Origin of the sequence: Kluyvera georgiana (assembly GCF_050990895.1) — a bacterium.
In the GTDB taxonomy this organism is placed as follows: domain Bacteria; phylum Pseudomonadota; class Gammaproteobacteria; order Enterobacterales; family Enterobacteriaceae; genus Kluyvera; species Kluyvera georgiana.
Genome location: NZ_CP158865.1, coordinates 3,467,179 through 3,486,723, shown reverse-complemented (window position 1 = coordinate 3,486,723; position 19,545 = coordinate 3,467,179). Strand labels below are relative to the sequence as shown.

The 19,545-nt window shown below is 55.8% G+C and carries 17 protein-coding genes; 8 read left to right on the top strand and 9 right to left on the bottom strand.

What is annotated here, in order from left to right; all coding sequences use genetic code 11:
• Window positions 1–212 precede the first annotated feature (212 nt).
• From speFL to kdpF, 7 genes are all read right to left on the bottom strand, one after another.
• Window positions 213–317 (bottom strand): leader peptide SpeFL, encoded by a 105-nt coding sequence (gene speFL / locus ABTW00_RS16640; RefSeq protein WP_106875989.1) that lies wholly within the window; start codon window positions 315–317, stop codon window positions 213–215.
• Window positions 318–593: 276 nt separating this feature from the next.
• A complete protein-coding gene (kdpE, locus tag ABTW00_RS16635; protein ID WP_064548309.1) occupies window positions 594–1,271 on the bottom strand; it encodes a two-component system response regulator KdpE in 678 nt (225 codons plus the stop codon).
• Window positions 1,268–3,955, bottom strand: a complete 2,688-nt coding sequence (gene kdpD / locus ABTW00_RS16630; RefSeq protein WP_065355724.1) for a two-component system sensor histidine kinase KdpD — start codon at window positions 3,953–3,955, stop codon at window positions 1,268–1,270. Before kdpD ends, kdpE begins: the two co-directional genes overlap by 4 nt.
• Window positions 3,956–3,957: 2 nt before the next feature.
• Window positions 3,958–4,533, bottom strand: coding sequence for a potassium-transporting ATPase subunit KdpC (gene kdpC, locus ABTW00_RS16625; protein ID WP_433636383.1), 576 nt, complete (start codon window positions 4,531–4,533; stop codon window positions 3,958–3,960).
• Window positions 4,534–4,543: 10 nt separating this feature from the next.
• On the bottom strand, window positions 4,544–6,592 hold the full coding sequence (kdpB, locus tag ABTW00_RS16620; protein WP_433636381.1) for a potassium-transporting ATPase subunit KdpB: 2,049 nt from the start codon (window positions 6,590–6,592) through the stop codon (window positions 4,544–4,546).
• Between the two features lie 20 nt (window positions 6,593–6,612).
• Window positions 6,613–8,292 (bottom strand): potassium-transporting ATPase subunit KdpA, encoded by a 1,680-nt coding sequence (kdpA, locus tag ABTW00_RS16615; protein WP_433636379.1) that lies wholly within the window; start codon window positions 8,290–8,292, stop codon window positions 6,613–6,615.
• Window positions 8,292–8,381 (bottom strand): K(+)-transporting ATPase subunit F, encoded by a 90-nt coding sequence (kdpF, locus tag ABTW00_RS16610; protein ID WP_077625464.1) that lies wholly within the window; start codon window positions 8,379–8,381, stop codon window positions 8,292–8,294. The genes kdpA and kdpF overlap by 1 nt, the downstream gene beginning before the upstream one ends.
• Before the next feature lie 305 nt (window positions 8,382–8,686).
• On the opposite strand from kdpF, the gene ABTW00_RS16605 reads away from it, so the two are divergent.
• Together ABTW00_RS16605 and phrB are read left to right on the top strand one after the other, a co-directional pair.
• Window positions 8,687–8,893: a YbfA family protein gene (locus tag ABTW00_RS16605; protein ID WP_064548316.1), complete on the top strand. Its 207-nt coding sequence runs from the start codon at window positions 8,687–8,689 to the stop codon at window positions 8,891–8,893.
• Window positions 8,894–9,033: 140 nt separating this feature from the next.
• On the top strand, window positions 9,034–10,455 hold the full coding sequence (phrB, locus tag ABTW00_RS16600) for a deoxyribodipyrimidine photo-lyase (protein WP_433636376.1): 1,422 nt from the start codon (window positions 9,034–9,036) through the stop codon (window positions 10,453–10,455).
• A 24-nt stretch (window positions 10,456–10,479) separates the two neighbouring features.
• On the opposite strand, the gene dtpD is transcribed toward phrB, so the two are convergent.
• The gene (gene dtpD / locus ABTW00_RS16595; RefSeq protein WP_064548415.1) at window positions 10,480–11,961 is read right to left on the bottom strand and encodes a dipeptide permease DtpD; all 1,482 of its coding nucleotides are present in this window, start codon (window positions 11,959–11,961) and stop codon (window positions 10,480–10,482) included.
• 281 nt (window positions 11,962–12,242) lie between these two features.
• Between dtpD and ABTW00_RS16590 the strand changes: the two genes are divergently transcribed.
• The 3 genes from ABTW00_RS16590 (at window position 12,243) to nei (ending at window position 14,956) form a co-directional block, all read left to right on the top strand.
• Entirely contained in the window at window positions 12,243–12,986 is a 744-nt protein-coding gene (locus ABTW00_RS16590; RefSeq protein WP_064548320.1) for a type 2 GTP cyclohydrolase I, read from the top strand.
• Window positions 12,987–13,216: 230 nt separating this feature from the next.
• A complete protein-coding gene (locus tag ABTW00_RS16585; RefSeq protein ID WP_064548322.1) occupies window positions 13,217–14,086 on the top strand; it encodes a DUF1266 domain-containing protein in 870 nt (289 codons plus the stop codon).
• Window positions 14,087–14,164: 78 nt separating this feature from the next.
• Complete coding sequence (gene nei / locus ABTW00_RS16580; protein WP_064548324.1) at window positions 14,165–14,956, top strand: endonuclease VIII; 792 nt, start codon at window positions 14,165–14,167, stop codon at window positions 14,954–14,956.
• A 154-nt stretch (window positions 14,957–15,110) separates the two neighbouring features.
• Here the strand turns inward: nei and gltA are convergent, their stop codons facing one another.
• Window positions 15,111–16,394, bottom strand: a complete 1,284-nt coding sequence (gltA, locus tag ABTW00_RS16575) for a citrate synthase (RefSeq protein WP_064548326.1) — start codon at window positions 16,392–16,394, stop codon at window positions 15,111–15,113.
• Between the two features lie 637 nt (window positions 16,395–17,031).
• Here gltA and sdhC point away from each other — a divergent pair.
• From sdhC to sdhA, 3 genes are read left to right on the top strand one after another with little or no spacing between them, the layout of a single operon-like run.
• Window positions 17,032–17,436, top strand: a complete 405-nt coding sequence (sdhC, locus tag ABTW00_RS16570; RefSeq protein WP_035892718.1) for a succinate dehydrogenase cytochrome b556 subunit — start codon at window positions 17,032–17,034, stop codon at window positions 17,434–17,436.
• On the top strand, window positions 17,430–17,777 hold the full coding sequence (gene sdhD / locus ABTW00_RS16565; protein ID WP_064548328.1) for a succinate dehydrogenase membrane anchor subunit: 348 nt from the start codon (window positions 17,430–17,432) through the stop codon (window positions 17,775–17,777). The genes sdhC and sdhD overlap by 7 nt, the downstream gene beginning before the upstream one ends.
• Window positions 17,777–19,543 (top strand): succinate dehydrogenase flavoprotein subunit, encoded by a 1,767-nt coding sequence (sdhA, locus tag ABTW00_RS16560; RefSeq protein ID WP_064548330.1) that lies wholly within the window; start codon window positions 17,777–17,779, stop codon window positions 19,541–19,543. Before sdhD ends, sdhA begins: the two co-directional genes overlap by 1 nt.
• Window positions 19,544–19,545: the final 2 nt, after the last annotated feature.

Genomic DNA, 19,545 nt, shown 5'->3' with positions numbered 1-19,545 from the left:
TCCCTCAATTTCTCGATGGAGAAATTGATATCGCCGGATAAAAAGCAATACGATCCCGCTGATGATTAAATCAGGACATTGCTTTTTTCAGAATGTGGCAAACCCAACCGGTCCGGTGGCCGGCAGAAACAGGTTTGTCAGAGCGAGTGCAGGCAGCAGGCAAAGGCCTGTATTAGCAAGAAATAACTGCGAGGCACCCGAAGTCGGGAGACTTATCGGGCGTTAAAGAAGTGAAAGTCGAAACTATTACGGTGGGCAAACATCATAATATGCGTTGTCCGCCGTATGTGGGGCATTAATCGGTTATTGTTTTCCATTTCGTATACCTCAGATGAATATCCTAAAGCGAGGTCATTTTATCTCCGGATAGACTTAAAACTGTGAGAATGATCAACAATAGAAGATCATTTATAAAATTATTCATTATTGATGAGCTGCAAGTCAGGATAAAATTCTGGATTGTTTAAGTAATGTAAATGAATTGTATTGAATATATTTTTGGATGGGCTTTAAAACTGTATTTTAATTTTTTAAGATTTAGTTATTTCTGGCTAAAATAAAAAATCGGCTATGTTGTAATTATGAATAACTATTCACAACATAAAGCGATAGCCAATTCCAGTTTCGGTTAATAAATGCTGAGGACGCGCGGGATCTATTTCCAGCTTCTGGCGAAGATGTCCCATATAAATGCGCAAATAGTGACTATGCTCTACGGCATTGGGCCCCCATACCTGACTGAGGAGCTGGCGTTGGGTGAGCACTTTACCGGCGTTATTCAGCAGTACAGCCAGCAGGCGGAATTCAATCGGGGTGAGATGAATTTCTTCGCTGCCACGGGTAATTCGCCGTGAGGCGAGGTCCACGGTGATATTCGCAAAGGAGACGACGGGTTCATTGGGCTGGGCACCGGCATGGCGACGTAGTGCGACGCGTAAGCGCGCCTGTAGCTCGCCGATACCAAACGGTTTACTCAGATAATCGTCGGCACCGGCGTCCAGCGCCGCTATCTTGTCACTCTCTTCACTGCGCGCCGACAGCACAATAATCGGCACCGGGCTCCACTGGCGGATATCGCGAATAAAATCGAGACCATCGCCGTCAGGTAGGCCGAGATCGAGGATTACCAGATCTGGTTTACGCGTCGCCGCTTCCAGTAACCCGCGCTGGAGGGTTTCGGCATCAAAAACGCGCAGGTCTTCGGCTTCCAGCGCGGTACGCAGAAAACGGCGAATGGCGTGTTCGTCTTCAACAATCAGAACGCTGGTCACAGCTCTTCGTATCCCTCTTCAAGTTCAGGCGGTTTTTCCAGTGGAAGTGTAACACGAAAACAGGCGCCACCTTCCGGGCGGTTACTGACAGAGAGCGTCCCGCCGTGAATTTCGACGATAGCCTGACAAATGGCCAGCCCTAGCCCCACGCCGGGAATCGCCGACTCTTTGTGGCCGCGGGCAAATTTGGCAAAGATATGCTGCTCCTGTCCGCCAGGAATGCCGGGCCCACTGTCCCAAACGTCCAACAGCAGGTGGTTATTTTCCGTCGCCGCGCGAATACCGATTTGTGCCTCGCTGCCCGCATACTTCACGGCGTTTTCCAGCAGGTTGTTAAGCACTCGCTCAAACAGCGGACCGTCGAGGTGCACCAGCATCAGCGGATCGGGCAAGGCGAGGGTGATTTGCCGCCCGCCAAGCGTGGGCTCCAGCGTACGCAGCGCGCTGCCTATCACCTCTTCAAGCGTCAGCCACTCTTTATTAAGGTTAAAGCCACCGGACTGAATCCGCGCCATATCCAGCAGATTGTTTACCAGACGTGTGGTGTTGAGCACGTGCTGGCGAATTTCGTTCGCCTGTGGCGCGTAGGGCGAACCGCTGCTGGCGAGATCGAGCGTCAGAATTTCGGCCTGGCCGAACAGTACGGTCAGCGGTGTGCGCAGGTCGTGCGACAGCGCGGCGAGCAGCGAGTTACGCAGGCTTTCGCGTTCGCTGATAAGCCTTGATTGCTCTTCGCTTGCCGTCAGCGCCAGCCGCTCCAGTGCGCTGGAGACCAGCAGGGTAAAGGTTTCCAGCAGCCGCTGCTGCTCCGGTACCATCAACTGACGCAGATTATTGGGCTCGACGACGACCAGTCCGTGGGTTTTATCCGCGCTGCGCAGCGGCAGAATCAGATAGGGGACGCCGGGTAGCGTGTCGGTTCCCGCTCCGGCGGGCAGCCCTTTGTCAAAACTCCAGTGGGCGATGGCTTCATCCCAGGGCGTCATGCCTTCCTGATGATTCAGCGCCGCCAGCTTCCCGTTTTCGTCCGGCAGCAGCACCTGGCTGCGGGCGTGGAAGGTCGAGCGAATATATTGCTCGCAGGTGAGGGCGATATCGTGGGCGTTGCGGCCCACCGCGAGTGTTTTCGACATTTCATACAGGTGACGCGTTCGTTGTTCGCGATAGCGGGCCACACGCGCCTGATAGCGTACGCCAGCGGTCAGATTACCGATGACCAGGCCGACGGTGAGCATCACGCCGAAGGTGAGCAGGTACTGGACGTCGGAGACGGCGAGCGTGCCGCGTGGAGCAATAAAGAAGAGATCAAAACTGACCACGTTGATCACCGTTGCCAGCACCGACGGCCAGCGGCCATAGAACAACGCGACGATCACCACCCCCAGCAGATAGAGCATGACCAGGTTGGCGGCGTCAAACGTCATTAGCCACTGAGCGGCAACCAGCGTAATGGCGGCGCACAGCGCGAGCGCCACCAGGCAGCCCCGGATCTGCACGCGCCATTTGTCGATAAACGGGCGGCGGTCGCTTGAGCGCTCGGGCAGCGGCAGGGGGGGCTCATCAACGCCTATCACCAGCAGGTCCAGTTCCGGCGCGTGGCGAGTCAGCCGGTCGCCGAAGCGCTCACCGCGCCACCAGCGACGCTTCTGCTGACGGCCAATGACAATTTTGCCCAGATTGTGTTCGCGGGCATAGCGGATCACCGCCGCTTCCTCGGACGGATCCGACAGCGTCGCGGTCTCTGCGCCCAGCTCCTGCGCCAGTCGCAGTGCGTTAAGAATGGCGCGGCGCTGCGGTTCGGGCAGACGGTGTAGCGTAGGGGTTTCAACGTAAACGGCGTGCCAGACGCTGCCCAGACGGGCGGCCAGACGCGCGGCGGTGCGCACCAGCTTTTCGCTACCGGCATGATGGCCAATACACAGCAGGATCGCGTCCTGGGTATGCCACACTTTTTCCTGCCCCTGACCGTCTCGCCAGGCGCGCATTTGATCGTCCACACGCTCGGCGGTACGGCGCAGGGCCAGTTCGCGCAGGGCGATCAGGTTACCTTTGCGAAAGAAATTCTCGATCGCGCGTTCGGCCTGGCCGGCCAGATAAACTTTGCCTTCGTTCAGGCGCTGACGGAGGTCGTCCGGCGGCAGATCCACCAGTACCACTTCATCAGCAGCGTCAAAAAAGGGATCGGGCACGGTTTCCCGCACCTGAATGCCGGTGACGCCGCTGACGACATCGTTCAGGCTCTCCAGATGCTGGACGTTGACGGTGGTGAAAACGTCGATGCCCGCCTCCAGCAGTTCGTCGATGTCCTGCCAGCGTTTGGGATGGCGGGAGCCGGGCGCGTTGCTGTGGGCCAGTTCGTCCATTAACACCAGCGCCGGGCGACGCGCGAGGGCGGCATCCAGGTCGAACTCCGTCACGTAGCGGCCGCGGTAAGCGGTACGCTTTGGCGGCAAAATGCTCAGGCCATTCAGCATTGCAGCGGTCTCTTTGCGGCCATGCGTTTCTACCACGCCCGCCAGCACGTCTAACCCCTGCGCACGCAGCCGCTGCGCCTCTGCCAGCATCGCCCAGGTTTTACCTACCCCGGCGCAGGCGCCGAAGAATATCTTCAGCTTTCCGCGGTGCGCGTCGGCGGTTTGTTCCAGCAGGCGATCCGGGTTCGGACGCAGCGGCTCGTCGGTCATCATCAATTATCCTTGTGGGCATCCAGCGCCATATTCAACTCAATAATATTTACCACAGGTTGGCCGAGAAAGCCGAGCAGCGGCGTATGGGTTGCCGCCTGCACCTGTTGCGTTAACCATTGCGGCGAGAGTCCGCGCGCTTTGGCGATACGTGGCACCTGCCACAGCGCGGCGGCAGGGGACAGGTTGGCATCCAGACCGCTGGCGGAAGCGGCTACCAGCTCAACCGGTACCGTGCGGTTGGCGTCCGGGTTAGCGGCGCGAAGCGCGGCAATGCGGTCCGTAAACAGCTTATCCAGCGCCGGGTTGCTGCCCGCCAGGTTGCTGCCGCCGGAGGCCATTGGGTTATCCGGCGCGTCGGCGGTGGCGGATGGACGCCCCTGGAAATAGCCAGGATCGCTAAAATTCTGGCCGATAAGCTGCGATCCGCGAATTTCATGGTTTTCAAAAATCAGCGAACCGTTAGCCTGAGTATGGAACAACCACTGCCCCAGCGCGGTGGTCAGCAGCGGATAGACGCCACCGGTAATGACCGCCAGGAATAGAAAAATGACAATGGCAGGACGTAATGCAGACATGGTTATTTCCTCACACCAGACCCAGCAGGGTTAACAGTAAATCAATCACTTTAATACCGATAAACGGCACCACCAGCCCGCCCGCGCCGTAAATCCACAGGTTGCGGCGCAGCATCGCCGATGCCGACAGCGGTCGGTAGCTCACGCCTTTCAGCGCCAGAGGCAGCAGGAAGACGATGATTAGCGCGTTAAAAATCACCGCGCTGAGAATGGCCGAGTTCGGTGAATGCAGATGCATAATGTTGAGCACGCCCAGCTGCGGCCAGGTGGCGGCAAAGGCTGCCGGGATAATGGCGAAATATTTCGCCACGTCGTTAGCGATACTGAACGTGGTCAGCGAGCCGCGCGTCATCAGCATCTGTTTACCGATATGCACCACCTCAATCAGCTTGGTCGGGTTAGAGTCCAGATCCACCATGTTGCCCGCTTCTTTCGCCGCCTGCGTACCGGAGTTCATCGCGACCGCTACGTCGGCCTGTGCCAGCGCGGGAGCGTCGTTGGTACCGTCGCCGGTCATCGCCACCATCCGGCCTTCGGACTGATACTGGCGTATTAGCGCCAGTTTGGCTTCCGGCGTGGCTTCCGCGAGGAAGTCATCAACGCCCGCTTCGGCAGCGATGGCGGCGGCGGTCAGCCGGTTGTCGCCGGTGATCATTACCGTTTTAATGCCCATTTTGCGCAGCTGGGCAAAGCGCTCTTTAATGCCGCCTTTGACGATATCTTTCAGCGCGATGACCCCAAGCACCCGCGCGCCTTCGGCCACCACCAGCGGCGTGGCGCCCAGACTGGCAACACTTTCGACCTTTTGCTCGACATCCAGCGGGAAATGACCGCCGTTGCTCTCAATATGGCGGCGAATAGCATCGACCGAACCTTTACGGATCATGCGGTTGTCAATATTAATTCCGCTCATTCGGCTTTGGGCGGTAAACGGCACGAAGGTGGCGTGTAGCGCCTGGACGTCACGTTCGCGCAGGTTAAAGCGCTGCTTTGCCAGCACCACGATGCTGCGGCCTTCCGGCGTTTCATCGGCAAGTGACGAGAGCTGCGCGGCATCGGCCAGCGTTTTCTCGTCCACACCCTGAGCCGGCAGGAACTGCGAGGCCTGACGGTTTCCCAGGGTAATGGTGCCGGTCTTATCCAGCAGCAGCACGTCAACATCGCCCGCCGCTTCTACCGCACGGCCGCTGGTAGCAATCACGTTTGCGCCGAGCATGCGGCTCATCCCCGCCACGCCGATGGCCGACAGCAGGCCGCCGATGGTGGTGGGAATCAGGCACACCAGCAGGGCGACCAGGACGGTGACGCTAATGGGCGCGCCGCTCCAGGCGGAAAACGGCCAGATGGTCGCCGTTGCCAGCAAGAAGACAATGGTTAGCGCCACCAGCAGAATCGTCAGCGCGATTTCATTTGGCGTTTTACGTCGCTGGGCGCCTTCGACCATGGCGATCATGCGGTCGAGGAAGGTCTCACCCGGGTTAACGCTACAGCGGACCACCAGCCAGTCGGAGAGTATGCGCGTCCCGCCGGTTACCGAGGCGAAGTCGCCGCCGGATTCACGAATGACCGGCGCGGATTCCCCGGTAATAGCGCTTTCATCCACCGACGCGCCGCCCTCGATCACTTCGCCATCACAGGGGATAATGTCGCCGGCTTCCACCAGCACCACGTCGCCTTTGCGCAGGTCATCGGCCGGAATATGGTCCATTTCCGCACCGTAGCGGGCTTCGCGCAGTTTGCGGGCAAAAGCGGTTTTCTTTACCCCTTTGAGGCTGTTGGCCTGCGCCTTGCTGCGGCCCTCCGCCATGGCTTCGGCAAAGTTGGCGAACAGTACGGTAAACCACAGCCACAGCGCGATAGCGCTGCTGAAACCCACGTTACCCGGCAGAGCGCCAACGGCCATGGCAACGGCCAGCACGCTGGTCAGCACGCTGCCAATCCAGACGATAAACATCACCGGATTGCGCCACTGAACGGTAGGGCTGAGTTTCTTCACGGCGTCGATCAGCGCCTGGCGAACCAGCGACGGTTCAAACAGACCCAGTTGTTTACGACTCATAACCAATAGCTCCGCATCACTCAAAACAGGGAAAGATGTTCCGCTACCGGGCCAATCGCCAGAGCGGGAATAAAGGTCAGGGCGCCAACCAGCAGCACGGTGCCAATCAGCAGGCCAATAAACAGTGCGTCGTGCGTGGCAAGCGTCCCCGGCGTCGCGGGCTGGATCTTTTTATTCACCAGAGAACCGGCAATCGCCATCACCGGGATGATGACGCCGAAGCGGCCGACGAACATGCACACCGCCAGCAGGCAGTTCCAGAACGGCGTATTGGCGCTCAGGCCGGCGAAGGCGCTACCGTTGTTGTTGGCGGCGGAAGAGACGGCATACAGCACTTCGCTAAAACCGTGTGAGCCGGGGTTGGCCATCGCGCTGCGGCCAGCGTCGGTCATCATCGCCAGCGCCGTACCCAGCAACACCAGCGTTGGGGTGACCAGAATCGCTAACGCCGTCATTTTCATCTCCGGCACGTCGATTTTTTTACCGAGATATTCTGGCGTACGGCCAATCATCAGCCCGGCGATAAACACGGCCAGCAGCACGAACAGCAGCATGCCGTACAGGCCCGATCCGACGCCGCCGAAGACCACTTCGCCAATCTGCATCAGCCAAAGCGGGATCATGCCGCCCAGCGCGGTAAAGGAGTCATGCATGGCGTTAACCGCCCCGCAGGAGGCTGCCGTGGTCACCACCGCGTACAGGCTGCTGGCGAGAATGCCGAAGCGGCTCTCTTTCCCTTCCATGTTGATGCTGCTGTCCGCGCCAAAGGCCAGCAGATGCGGGTTACCGCGAGTTTCCGCCCACATCACCACCGCCACGCAGACCACGAAGATGATCGTCATGGCCCATAAGATCGCCCGGCCCTGACGGTTATCGCTCACCGCCTCGCCGAAGGCGAAGCACAGCGCCGCCGGGATCAGGAAGATCGCCAGCATCTGCACGAAGTTGGTCAACGCAGTGGGGTTCTCAAACGGATGTGAGGAGTTGGCGTTAAAGAAACCGCCGCCGTTGGTACCCAGCATTTTGATCGCCTCCTGCGAGGCGACTGGCCCCATTGGCAGAAGCTGATGCGCGCCTTCCAGCGTGGTAAAGGGCTGATAGGGCAGGAGGTTCTGCAACGCGCCTTGCTGAATAAAGAACAGGGCCAGGACCAGCGAAATCGGCAGCAGCAGCCACAGGGTAATGCGGGTGATATCGACCCATGCGTTGCCCAGCGTGCTGACGTTGTGACGAGCAAAAGCGCGCACCAGCGCAAACAGCACGGCAATACCGGTGGCCGCAGAGAGGAAGTTCTGCACCGTCAGCCCAGCCATCTGGCTAAAGTAGCTCAGGGTTGTTTCGCCGCTGTAGGATTGCCAGTTGGTATTACTGACAAAGCTGACGGCGGTATTGAGCGCCAGATGCCAGGAGAGTCCCGGTAACTGCTGCGGGTTCAGCGGCAGATAGCCTTGTAGCATCAGCATTGCGAACAGGACCGACAGGCCGCACAGGTTGAGCAGCAAAATAGCGATAGCATAACGCCCCCAGCTCATCTCCTGACCGGAAATCCCGAGTACGCGCCACAGCCCGTTTTCCACACGCGCCAGGCCCGGCAGCGGCACGTTGCCGATCATTGTCGCCAGCATTTTGCCGAGTGGGCGAGCGAGAATAAACAGCACCAGCAGGAAGCTGGCAATGAGTAAAAATCCCTGAGCAGCCATCACAGCGCCTCCGCCTTCAAAAGGGCATAAACCAGATACGCCAGTAACAGGAACACCAGCACCACGCCGGCTATTACGCCTGTAGTCACAATCCACCTCCGGATGGTTGAGTTATGCCGGTAAGCGTAGGATTTTGGGTGCAAAGATTTCGCAAAAATCGCTGGGCGAGGTGTAAAAAAAGTATAAAAATGGATAAGACCACAATTTAACTAATGGTTAGTATTAATTTAACAATCGTGTAACTGAATTACGGTTTGAATGTAAATAAAGCTAAAACGACCTTAAATTAGTGGTCGGATGAGTAGTAAAATTACACAAAAAGCGGTACTCTTTTAGTCAGATTACTGAGCTTCATTTTCCGGCGAGCGTTGCCGGCCAACTTAGGGGAGAGAATATGGAACTGTATAAAAAATATCCTGCACACATCATATTAATGCGCCGTATTTTCGCCGTGGTGGCGGGGATTGTTGCGCTGCCGGTGATGCTGTTCTGGAAAGACCGCGCCCGTTTCTATAGCTATCTGCACCGCGTCTGGTCGAAAACCAGTGAGAAACCGGTATGGATGGAACAAGCTGAAGAGGCCGCCTGCGATTTTTATTAATGTTGTGGCGTAAATGAACGAGACAAACCGCTCCTGCTATATGGGGCGGTTTTTTTTCGCTTTGTACTGCCCGGCCAGCCGCGTGTTGTAAAATAATTGGTGTAATATGAATGTATTAGTTAAATATATTCAGGGTTTTTATGTCCACTCATCTGGTCTGGTTCCGCGCTGATTTACGCCTGCATGATAACCTCGCTCTTGCCGCCGCCTGCCGCAATCCGCGTGCGCAGGTGCTGGCATTGTATATCGCCACGCCACAGCAGTGGGCCGAGCATGCCATGGCTCCCCGTCAGGCGGCCTATATCGCCGCGCAGTTGAACGCGCTCCGCCAGTCGCTGGCGGAGAAAAATATCCCGCTGGTGTTTCATGAAGTCGCCGATTTTGCGGCCAGCGTCGAGGTGGTGCACGACGTTTGCCAATCTCACGGTGTGACGCATCTTTTTTACAACTATCAGTATGAATTTAACGAGCGCCAGCGTGACGCCGCCGTAGAACGCCGGCTTACCAACACGGTTTGCCAGGGATTTGATGACAGCGTGATCCTGGCGCCCGGCGCGGTCATGACCGGTAGCCAGGAAATGTACAAAGTGTTTACACCGTATAAAAATGCCTGGTTACGTCGCCTGCAGGCGCATATGCCGGAGTGTGTCCGCGCGCCGGAGCGACGCGATGCGCCCATGGTGACGGCAGTGGAAACGCTCAACTTTACCTATCCTCAGCAGCCGTTCGACGCGGCGCTGTTTCCCGCCGATGAAAAGGCGGCCATTCAGCAGTTGCGCCATTTTTGCCAGCAGCAGGCGGCGGATTACGAAACCCAGCGCGATTTCCCGGCTATTGAGGGGACCAGCCGTTTGTCGGCCTGCCTCGCCGTCGGCGTGCTTTCGCCGCGCCAGTGTCTGCATCGCCTGTTGGCAGAACAGCCCGAGGCGCTTAACGGCGGCGCGGGGAGCGTCTGGCTGAATGAGCTTATCTGGCGCGAGTTTTACCGCCATCTGCTCTCTTACTACCCGGCCTTATGCAAGCACAGGCCGTTTATCGCGTGGACCGATCGCGTGCGCTGGAACCCGGCGCAGAAGGCGCTTATTGCCTGGCAGAAAGGCGAGACCGGCTACCCGATTGTCGATGCTGCGATGCGCCAGCTTAATGAAACCGGCTGGATGCATAATCGCCTGAGAATGATCGTCGCCAGTTTCCTGGTAAAAGATCTACTGATCGATTGGCGAGAGGGTGAGCGTTATTTTATGTCGCAGCTGGTGGATGGCTGTCTGGCCGCGAACAACGGCGGCTGGCAGTGGGCCGCGTCAACCGGTACGGACGCCGCGCCTTATTTTCGCATTTTCAATCCGACCACTCAGGGGGAGCGTTTTGATAAAAGCGGTGAATTTATTCGCCGCTGGCTGCCGGAACTGGCGGCAGTACCCGAGAAGGCGATTCATCAGCCTTGGGAATGGGCAGATAAACAGGGGCGCACGCTGGCGTATCCGCGGCCGATAGTCGATCACGCGCAGGCGAGGGTGGCGACGTTAGCCGCTTATGAAGCGGCGAAAAAGAGCGAGGCCTGAATATTCAGGCCTCGTCAGAGTGGGTTAGACGTCAACCGCGAGGCGACGGCTACGCACTTTCACCGTGTGATACAGCCAGATAACCAGCACTACGCCAACGCAGGCCAGCGCGCCCCAGGTGATTTGGCTGAACACGTCGATGTAGGCGTTAATCGAGTAGTCCGCCGCGCCCGCTGAATCAAACGATGCCTGCGACGTCTGGTCGGCAATAATACCCGCAACGTAGTTTGCTACCGCGCCGGAAAGCAGCATGTAGATACCGGTCAGCACGCCGGTGACGCCCGGAATCTGGATACGGGTGATTTGCGACATGGCGACAGGGTCGATAAACAGTTCGGCAAAGCCCATCACCGACAGCCCCAGCAGCATCAGCGGCATGGAGGAGTGGCCGTAGGTGGCTGACCAGCGGGCGCTCAGGGTCAGAATACAGAACCCCGCGCTCATCAGACCCAGACCCAGCGCGTATTTGCCCCAGATGCGCAGATCGCGGTTATTGGTGACCTGTTCTTTAATCAGCCACGCCAGCACCACGCCGCACAGCATGACCGCAAAGGCGTTGACCGACTGGAACATGGCGGTAGGCACTTCATAGCCCAGCACGTCACGGTTTACAAAACGGTCGATATACAGACTGATTGAACTGCCGCCCTGCTGGGCAAAGGCCCAGAACAGCAGGCTGAAGAAAGTCAGAACCACAATCAGACGGAGATCTTTACGCTGCTCGGCGGTTTCCGCACGGCGATAAATTTTCGCCAGCACCACCAGGCCAATTACCGATGCGGCAATCAACGCGTACACCGACCACTCCTGCCAGAACAGGACGGTGATAAACAGCGGCGCAACCACCAGCAGCACCAGCAACCAGCCCCAGTTCGGCAGCAGGAAATTGCGGGCGCACAGCACCTCTTTGTTTACCCCACGGGTGTGGGCAAAATGGCGACGACCGCTGATGAAGATGACCAGCCCGGCCAGCATGCCGACGGCTGCCAGCGTAAAGCCCATCGCCCAGCTATACTGCTCTTGCGCGAAACCGCAGGCGATGGGCGCGATGATCGAACCGACGTTACCCGCTGCGTACATCAGCGAGAAGCCGCCGTCGCGACGTGGATCGGCCGGTTCGTACAGTTCGCCCAGCAGGCAGCTGACGTTGGACTTAAACAGCCCATAGCCGCAGACGATAATTGCCAGCGACAGGTAGAGGAACATCGGCGCGATTTCGCTGGCGCCAAGCACCATATGGCCGACGACCATCAGCAGTGCGCCGAGCATGACCGCCACGCGGTTGCCGAGCACTTTATCCGCCAGATAGCCACCGAGGATGGGCGTGACGTATACGAGCGAACAATAGGCGCTGAACAGTTCGTAGGCGTGGGTGTCGTTGTATTTCAGCTGGTTGGTGAGATACAGAATCAGCAGCGCGCGCATGCCATAGAAGCTGAAGTATTCCCAGATTTGCAGAGCGACGACGTAGTAAATCGCCTTAGGCTGCGATTGTGATTTATTCATTGCACATTTGACCTCGAAACCCGGCAACGGCATGCTGCGTAAGGCTTTGTTTCATTTATGTAATAATACGTAGAAAAGCGTATTATCTTTGTAATATGCGGTATGGTTGCATAAATATACATGAAGTCTGTCACATAAAAACAGACATATCGTGTTATTTACGCATTTTTTTCGCGTAGTTAAGCGGTCATGCGGCAGAGGTAAGGAATTGTGTATCGACGTCGCCGCACGAGGGCGCTATTTTATTCTGCTTAACAGCATCAACGGCTAAGGGAGCGACGATGAAAAATACCGAGCTAGAACAACTGATTAACGAGAAACTCAATAGTGCCGCCTTTAGCGATTACGCGCCTAACGGCCTGCAGGTTGAGGGGCGTGAAACGGTGCAGAAGATTATTACTGGCGTCACTGCCAGCCAGGCGCTGATCGACGAAGCCATTCGCCAGCAGGCCGACGCGGTGATTGTCCATCACGGCTATTTCTGGAAGGGTGAGTCGCCGGTCGTGCGCGGCATGAAACGCAATCGCCTGAAGGCGCTGCTGACAAATGACATTAATCTCTACGGTTGGCACCTGCCGCTGGATGCGCATCCGGAGCTGGGCAACAACATCCAGCTGGCACAGTTGTTGGGGATAAACGTCCTGGGAGAAATCGAACCGCTGGTGCCGTGGGGTGAATTGTCGATGCCGGTGTCCGGTCTTGAGCTGGCCTCCTGGATCGAAGCGCGTCTGGGGCGTAAACCGCTGTGGAGCGGTGATACCGGGCCGGATAAAGTCTCGCGCGTGGCCTGGTGTACAGGCGGCGGCCAGGGCTTTATCGATAGCGCGGCGCGCTTTGGCGTCGACGCATTTATTACTGGCGAAGTCTCGGAACAGACTATCCATTCGGCGCGTGAACAGGGGCTACATTTCTATGCTGCAGGGCATCATGCCACCGAACGCGGTGGGATCCGTGCGCTGAGTGAATGGCTCCATGAGACTACCGATCTGGATGTCTCGTTTGTGGACATTCCGAACCCGGCCTGATGTCGTGAGCATGTTAAGCCTCGGTAGCTAATCCTATTTTTGAGCTATAAAATCGGTACAGTATTTGGCTGTACCGTTTTTTCATTCGTAATTTAAATGTTTCAATTCTGAATATAAGAACTTCATTATTTATTTATTCTGATTTGGACCGTGATTAACCTTCGGGAGTGGTGCTGGGTCTGAGGTTTCGCTTATATTTTGTGTCTGATAACGTATCCAGGGATGGTAAAATGGCATTTAAAATAGCGACCCCACTTATCGCGTTGCTGGCATGTGAAACGATCGAGCGACAGTTAACTTTGGCTGAAGGTAAATCGCTCTACCTTATCGTCAACGGGCTGCTTATGGCATGGTTACTTCTGGCGATAGCGCGCTATTTTATGAACGCTCATGCAAAGAAAAAGATGCCGGAGTTTGCCATCGGCAAACTGTATAATGCGAATCCCGCATACCCCCTCAGAACCGACAATGAAAGGCATGCAGCCTGCGCAGAGGCGCTCTATTTGATTGGTGAGACGTCCGTCCATCATGCTTCCATTAGCTATGTGAATTCGCTTGAGCAGCTTGATCTGAGTAACGAAGACGACATTAAAGAAGCCCGCTTATTAATGAGCTGCGCGTGGAATATTGACGGTGACCGGGCATTACGTAAAGCATTATGCCAGTTAATTACCCGCGCGACATCGCGTGCGGATATTACGATGAAAAATATAGCTGCAAAAGAGCGGTATATCGCCTTTTTGCAAAAACAGGGGCTGCCTTTTCAGAATGTTGATGCTTGCTCTATTACCGGATACGATTTAGTCAGAGCCTCCTGGCTGGCGCGAATTGGTTTTTCGGTGGGATATATTGATGAGCTGGAGGCAAGGTCATTTTTAAATATTATCGGAGGGTTGATTCAGCAACAATATTCATCCTGGGAGCAGCTAACCGCGTCATATCTGATGATGTATCTGGAGTGGGACTGCGGGCTAAAAAATATGCCGGGTAGTTTACTATCCCGTCTGGTGGCGAAAGAGCGCATTCTGGGGGCCAGACTTCTTCTGGAAGACGAGGCATCGCCGTTTCGTCATTATGGCTTTCCGCCTTACGCCTCCTGAGGAGCTGAAATTGCTGCTTGCGTCGACGGAGCAGGGCGCTCACGATATTTGCATGTTGGTTTAGCAGAAGGATAGGGCATGCCTGAAGGTCCAGAGATCCGTCGCGCGGCGGATAGCCTCGAAGCGGCGATAAAAGATAAAACATTAACCGAGGTCTGGTTTGCATTCCCCGAACTCGCGCCCTACGCGGCGGAGCTGGTTGGGCAACACGTCATGCGCGTAGAAACACGCGGTAAGGCGCTGTTAACGCATTTTTCAGGCGGTCTGACGCTCTACAGTCATAATCAGCTGTACGGCGTATGGCGGGTGGTGAAGGCCGGCGAAATACCACAGACCACGCGAATGCTGCGCGTGAAGCTACAAACGGAGGATAAAGCCATCCTGCTGTACAGCGCTTCCGATATTGAAATGCTGACGGCGGAAACGTTAAAAACGCATCCGTTTTTGCTGCGCGTTGGGCCCGATGTACTTGATATGACCTTAACGCCGGAGGCGGTAAAAACGCGGCTGCTGTCGGCAAAATTCCGCAATCGCCAGTTCTCCGGCCTGTTGTTGGACCAGGCGTTTCTCGCGGGGCTTGGTAACTATCTGCGGGTTGAGATCCTCTGGCAGGTGGGGTTAACCGGGAACCATAAAGCTTCGCAGCTTGATGAACAGCAGCTCGGAGCATTGTCGCATGCGCTGCTCGATATTCCTCGACTCTCCTACAACACGCGCGGGCAGGTGGATGATAACAAGCACCACGGCGCGTTGTTCCGTTTTAAGGTGTTTCATCGCGATGGCGAAGCGTGCGAGCGCTGCGGTGGGGTGATTAAGAAGACGATGCTGTCCTCAAGGCCGTTTTATTGGTGTCCGGGGTGCCAGTGTTGAGTAGGCCGGATAAGGCGTAGCCGCCATCCGGCAATGTGCGCTGATATTGCCTGATGGCGCTTTGCTTATCAGGCCTACGGGATGGGCAAGCGGCTTCGGAGTTACTGCCATAAAAAAAGCGCCCGCAGGCGCTTTTTTACACTCAAACCCTCGATTACTTCTTGAGGTCTGATTTGAAGTCGCGCTGCTCGTAGCCGGTGTACAGCTGACGCGGACGCGCGATTTTCATGCCGTCGGTGTGCATTTCGTTCCAGTGAGCAATCCAGCCGATGGTGCGCGCCATCGCGAAGATCACGGTGAACATGGAGGACGGAATGCCCATCGCTTTCAGGATGATACCGGAGTAGAAATCGACGTTCGGGTACAGTTTCTTCTCGATGAAGTACGGGTCGTTAAGCGCGATGTGCTCCAGCTCCATCGCCACTTCCAGCAGATCATCTTTGGTACCCAGCTCTTTCAGCACTTCGTGGCAGGTTTCGCGCATGACGGTCGCACGCGGATCGTAGTTTTTGTATACGCGGTGGCCGAAGCCCATCAGACGGAAAGAGTCATTCTTGTCTTTCGCGCGACGCACGAATTCTGGAATGTGCTCAACGGAGCTGATTTCTTCCAGCATTTTCAGCGCGGCTTCGTTGGCGCCGCCGTGTGCCGGCCCCCACAGGGAAGCAATACCGGCCGCGATACAGGCAAACGGGTTGGCCCCGCTGGAGCCTGCGGTACGCACGGTGGAGGTAGAAGCGTTCTGTTCGTGGTCAGCGTGCAGGATCAAGATACGGTCCATCGCACGTTCCAGCACCGGGTTCACTTCGTAATCTTCACACGGCGTTGCGAACATCATACGCAGGAAGTTACCGGCATAGGAGAGGTCGTTACGCGGATAAATGAACGGCTGGCCAATCGAATATTTGTAACACATGGCCGCCATGGTCGGCATTTTGGACAGCAGACGGAATGCGGCGATTTCACGATGACGCGGGTTATTCACGTCCAGAGAGTCGTGATAGAACGCCGCCAGCGCGCCGGTAATCCCGCACATCACCGCCATCGGGTGAGAGTCGCGGCGGAACGCGTGGAACAGACGGGTGATCTGCTCGTGAATCATGGTGTGGCGAGTGACGGTAGTGGTGAACTCGTCGAATTCGGCCTGGCTCGGTTTTTCGCCGTACAGCAGAATGTAGCAAACTTCGAGGTAATTAGATTCGGTGGCTAACTGATCGATTGGGAAGCCGCGGTGCAGCAGGATCCCTTCGTCGCCATCAATAAAAGTAATCTTAGACTCGCAAGATGCGGTAGAGGTAAAACCAGGGTCAAAAGTAAAAATGCCTTTTGAACCGAGAGTACGGATATCAATAACATCCTGACCGAGCGTGCCTTTCAGCACATCAAGTTCAATAGCAGTATCACCGGATAGAGTGATTTTTGCCTTTGTATCAGCCATTTACGGTCTCCTTAGCGCCTTTTTGCTTAAGACTGCCGGATGCCGGATTTGCAATTCAAAAAATATTTCGACGGTGCCAGTTTGTTATTTGGCTCACGGCTCTGCTGTAGAGATAAAGCAAGGGTACAGAGCAAGGGCGCTTGACGGTGCACGTCTAATCTACAGTGAAACAACAGCAAATCAGGGTCTTAGCAATCCAATGATTCAAACCTGAACAAACACTAATAACGTTACAGCCAGGCCAGGTCAACCCAATCACACTGTTACATAACTTATTATCAGGTGAAAGAGTGCCCCCATAACTTTTGAGCATTATATGCTTTTACAGGTGATGGTTGTAACAATAATGTTTAATATTTGTCAAATCACGTGATTAATTTTTAAAAAATTGTTTTAATCGTGAGCGTGATCACTGTTCTGCATAAAACCAGACAAACTATATGTAGGTTAATTGTAATGATTTTGTGAACGGCCTATACTGCCGCCAGGTCTCCGGAACTCCCTGCAATCCCGAGCCACCCAGCGTTGTAGCGCGTCGTTTTAGCATCTGGAAGCAGATTTAACCATGACGCGAAGTTATAGAAAGGACGCTGCTTGACCCGCCTGCAGACCGGAGGAAGGAAATAATAAGAACAGCATGTGGGCGTTATTCATGATAAGAAATGTGAAAAAACAAAGACCTGTCAATCTGGATTTGACAACAATCCGGTTCCCTATAACAGCGATAGCGTCCATTCTTCATCGCGTTTCCGGCGTGATTACGTTTGTGGCGGTGGGCATTCTGCTATGGCTGCTGGGCACCAGTCTCTCCTCCCCGGAAGGCTTCCTGACCGCTTCCTCCATCATGAGCAGTTTCTTCGTTAAATTCATTATGTGGGGCATCCTCACTGCGCTGGCCTACCACGCCGTTGTGGGTATCCGTCACGTGTTAATGGATTTCGGTTATATCGAAGAAACCCTCGAAGCCGGTCAGCGCTCTGCCAAAATTTCTTTCGTTATTACAGTCGTGCTTTCAATTCTTGCAGGAGTCCTCGTATGGTAAGCAACGCCTCAGCATTAGGACGCAACGGCGTACATGACTTCATCCTCGTCCGCGCCACCGCCATTGTCCTGACTCTGTACATCATCTACATGGTGGGCTTTTTTGCGACGCACGGTGAAGTGACCTGGGAAATCTGGAGCGGTTTCTTTGCCTCTGCGTTCACTAAAGTGTTCACCCTGCTGGCTCTGTTCTCAATCTTGATTCATGCCTGGATCGGCATGTGGCAGGTGTTGACCGACTACGTTAAACCGCTGGCTCTGCGCCTGACGCTGCAACTGGTAATTGTTGTTGCGCTGCTGGTTTACGTTATCTATGGATTTGTTGTGGTGTGGGGTGTGTGATGAAACTGCCAGTCAGAGAATTTGATGCTGTAGTGATTGGTGCCGGTGGCGCAGGTATGCGCGCGGCGCTGCAAATTTCCCAGAGCGGCCAGACTTGTGCGCTGCTGTCTAAAGTGTTCCCAACCCGTTCCCATACCGTATCCGCGCAGGGTGGCATCACCGTGGCGCTCGGTAATACCCATGAAGATAACTGGGAATGGCACATGTACGACACCGTAAAAGGGTCGGACTATATTGGTGACCAGGACGCGATTGAATATATGTGTAAGACCGGCCCGGAAGCGATTCTGGAGCTGGATCATATGGGCCTGCCGTTCTCTCGTCTGGAGAATGGGACCATCTACCAACGTCCGTTTGGCGGCCAGTCGAAGAACTTCGGCGGCGAGCAGGCGGCACGTACCGCGGCGGCGGCTGACCGTACCGGTCACGCTCTACTGCACACGCTGTATCAACAGAATTTGAAAAACCACACCACGATTTTCTCCGAGTGGTACGCGCTGGACTTGGTGAAAAACGCCGATGGCGCCATCGTCGGTTGTACCGCGCTGTGTATCGAAACCGGTGAAGTGGTGTACTTCAAAGCCCGCGCAACCGTGCTGGCAACCGGCGGCGCAGGCCGTATTTACCAGTCAACCACCAACGCCCACATTAATACCGGTGACGGCGTGGGTATGGCTATCCGTGCCGGCGTTCCGGTGCAGGATATGGAAATGTGGCAGTTCCACCCGACCGGTATCGCCGGCGCGGGCGTGCTGGTCACCGAAGGCTGCCGTGGTGAAGGTGGTTACCTGCTGAACAAACACGGCGAGCGCTTCATGGAGCGTTATGCGCCGAACGCGAAAGACCTTGCGGGTCGTGACGTGGTGGCGCGTTCCATCATGATCGAAATCCGTGAAGGCCGCGGCTGTGACGGCCCGTGGGGCCCACACGCTAAACTGAAGCTGGATCACCTGGGTAAAGAAGTGCTGGAATCCCGTCTGCCGGGTATCCTGGAACTGTCTCGTACCTTCGCGCACGTTGATCCGGTTAAAGAACCGATTCCGGTTATCCCAACCTGCCACTACATGATGGGCGGTATTCCAACCAAAGTGAGCGGCCAGGCGTTGACCGTGAACGAGCAGGGCGAAGACGTGGTGATTCCTGGCCTGTTCGCGGTTGGTGAAATCGCCTGCGTATCGGTACACGGTGCCAACCGTCTGGGCGGTAACTCGCTGCTGGATCTGGTGGTGTTTGGTCGTGCGGTGGGTCTGCATCTGCAGGAATCTATCGCGGAGCAGGGCGTACTGCGTGACGCTACCGAAGAAGAGATTGACGCTTCTCTGGAACGCCTGAACCGTTGGAACGGTAACCGTAACGGTGAAGACCCGGTCGAAATTCGCAAAGCGCTGCAGGAATGTATGCAGCACAACTTCTCGGTATTCCGTGAAGGTGATGCGATGGCCAAAGGCCTTGAACAGCTGAAAGCCATCCGCGAGCGCCTGAAAAATGCCCGTCTGGATGATACCTCCAGCGAGTTCAACACCCAGCGCGTTGAGTGCCTGGAACTGGATAACCTGATGGAAACGGCTTTCGCCACCGCGATGTCCGCCAACTTCCGTACCGAGAGCCGTGGCGCGCATAGCCGCTTCGACTTCCCGGAGCGTGATGATGAAAACTGGCTGTGCCATTCCCTGTATCTGCCAGAGTCGGAGTCTATGACGCGTCGTAGCGTCAATATGGAACCGAAACTGCGTCCGGCATTCCCGCCGAAGATTCGTACTTATTAATG

Bases quoted from the DNA above. Each gene is read 5' to 3' on its own strand.
- speFL (WP_106875989.1), bottom strand. From the start codon at position 317: ATGGAAAACAATAACCGATTAATGCCCCACATACGGCGGACAACGCAT.
- kdpD (WP_065355724.1), bottom strand. From the start codon at position 3,955: ATGACCGACGAGCCGCTGCGTCCGAACCCGGATCGCCTGCTGGAACAA.
- kdpC (WP_433636383.1), bottom strand. From the start codon at position 4,533: ATGTCTGCATTACGTCCTGCCATTGTCATTTTTCTATTCCTGGCGGTC.
- kdpB (WP_433636381.1), bottom strand. From the start codon at position 6,592: ATGAGTCGTAAACAACTGGGTCTGTTTGAACCGTCGCTGGTTCGCCAG.
- kdpA (WP_433636379.1), bottom strand. From the start codon at position 8,292: ATGGCTGCTCAGGGATTTTTACTCATTGCCAGCTTCCTGCTGGTGCTG.
- ABTW00_RS16605 (WP_064548316.1), top strand. From the start codon at position 8,687: ATGGAACTGTATAAAAAATATCCTGCACACATCATATTAATGCGCCGT.
- phrB (WP_433636376.1), top strand. From the start codon at position 9,034: ATGTCCACTCATCTGGTCTGGTTCCGCGCTGATTTACGCCTGCATGAT.
- dtpD (WP_064548415.1), bottom strand. From the start codon at position 11,961: ATGAATAAATCACAATCGCAGCCTAAGGCGATTTACTACGTCGTCGCT.
- ABTW00_RS16590 (WP_064548320.1), top strand. From the start codon at position 12,243: ATGAAAAATACCGAGCTAGAACAACTGATTAACGAGAAACTCAATAGT.
- ABTW00_RS16585 (WP_064548322.1), top strand. From the start codon at position 13,217: ATGGCATTTAAAATAGCGACCCCACTTATCGCGTTGCTGGCATGTGAA.
- nei (WP_064548324.1), top strand. From the start codon at position 14,165: ATGCCTGAAGGTCCAGAGATCCGTCGCGCGGCGGATAGCCTCGAAGCG.
- gltA (WP_064548326.1), bottom strand. From the start codon at position 16,394: ATGGCTGATACAAAGGCAAAAATCACTCTATCCGGTGATACTGCTATT.
- sdhC (WP_035892718.1), top strand. From the start codon at position 17,032: ATGTGGGCGTTATTCATGATAAGAAATGTGAAAAAACAAAGACCTGTC.
- sdhD (WP_064548328.1), top strand. From the start codon at position 17,430: ATGGTAAGCAACGCCTCAGCATTAGGACGCAACGGCGTACATGACTTC.
- sdhA (WP_064548330.1), top strand. From the start codon at position 17,777: ATGAAACTGCCAGTCAGAGAATTTGATGCTGTAGTGATTGGTGCCGGT.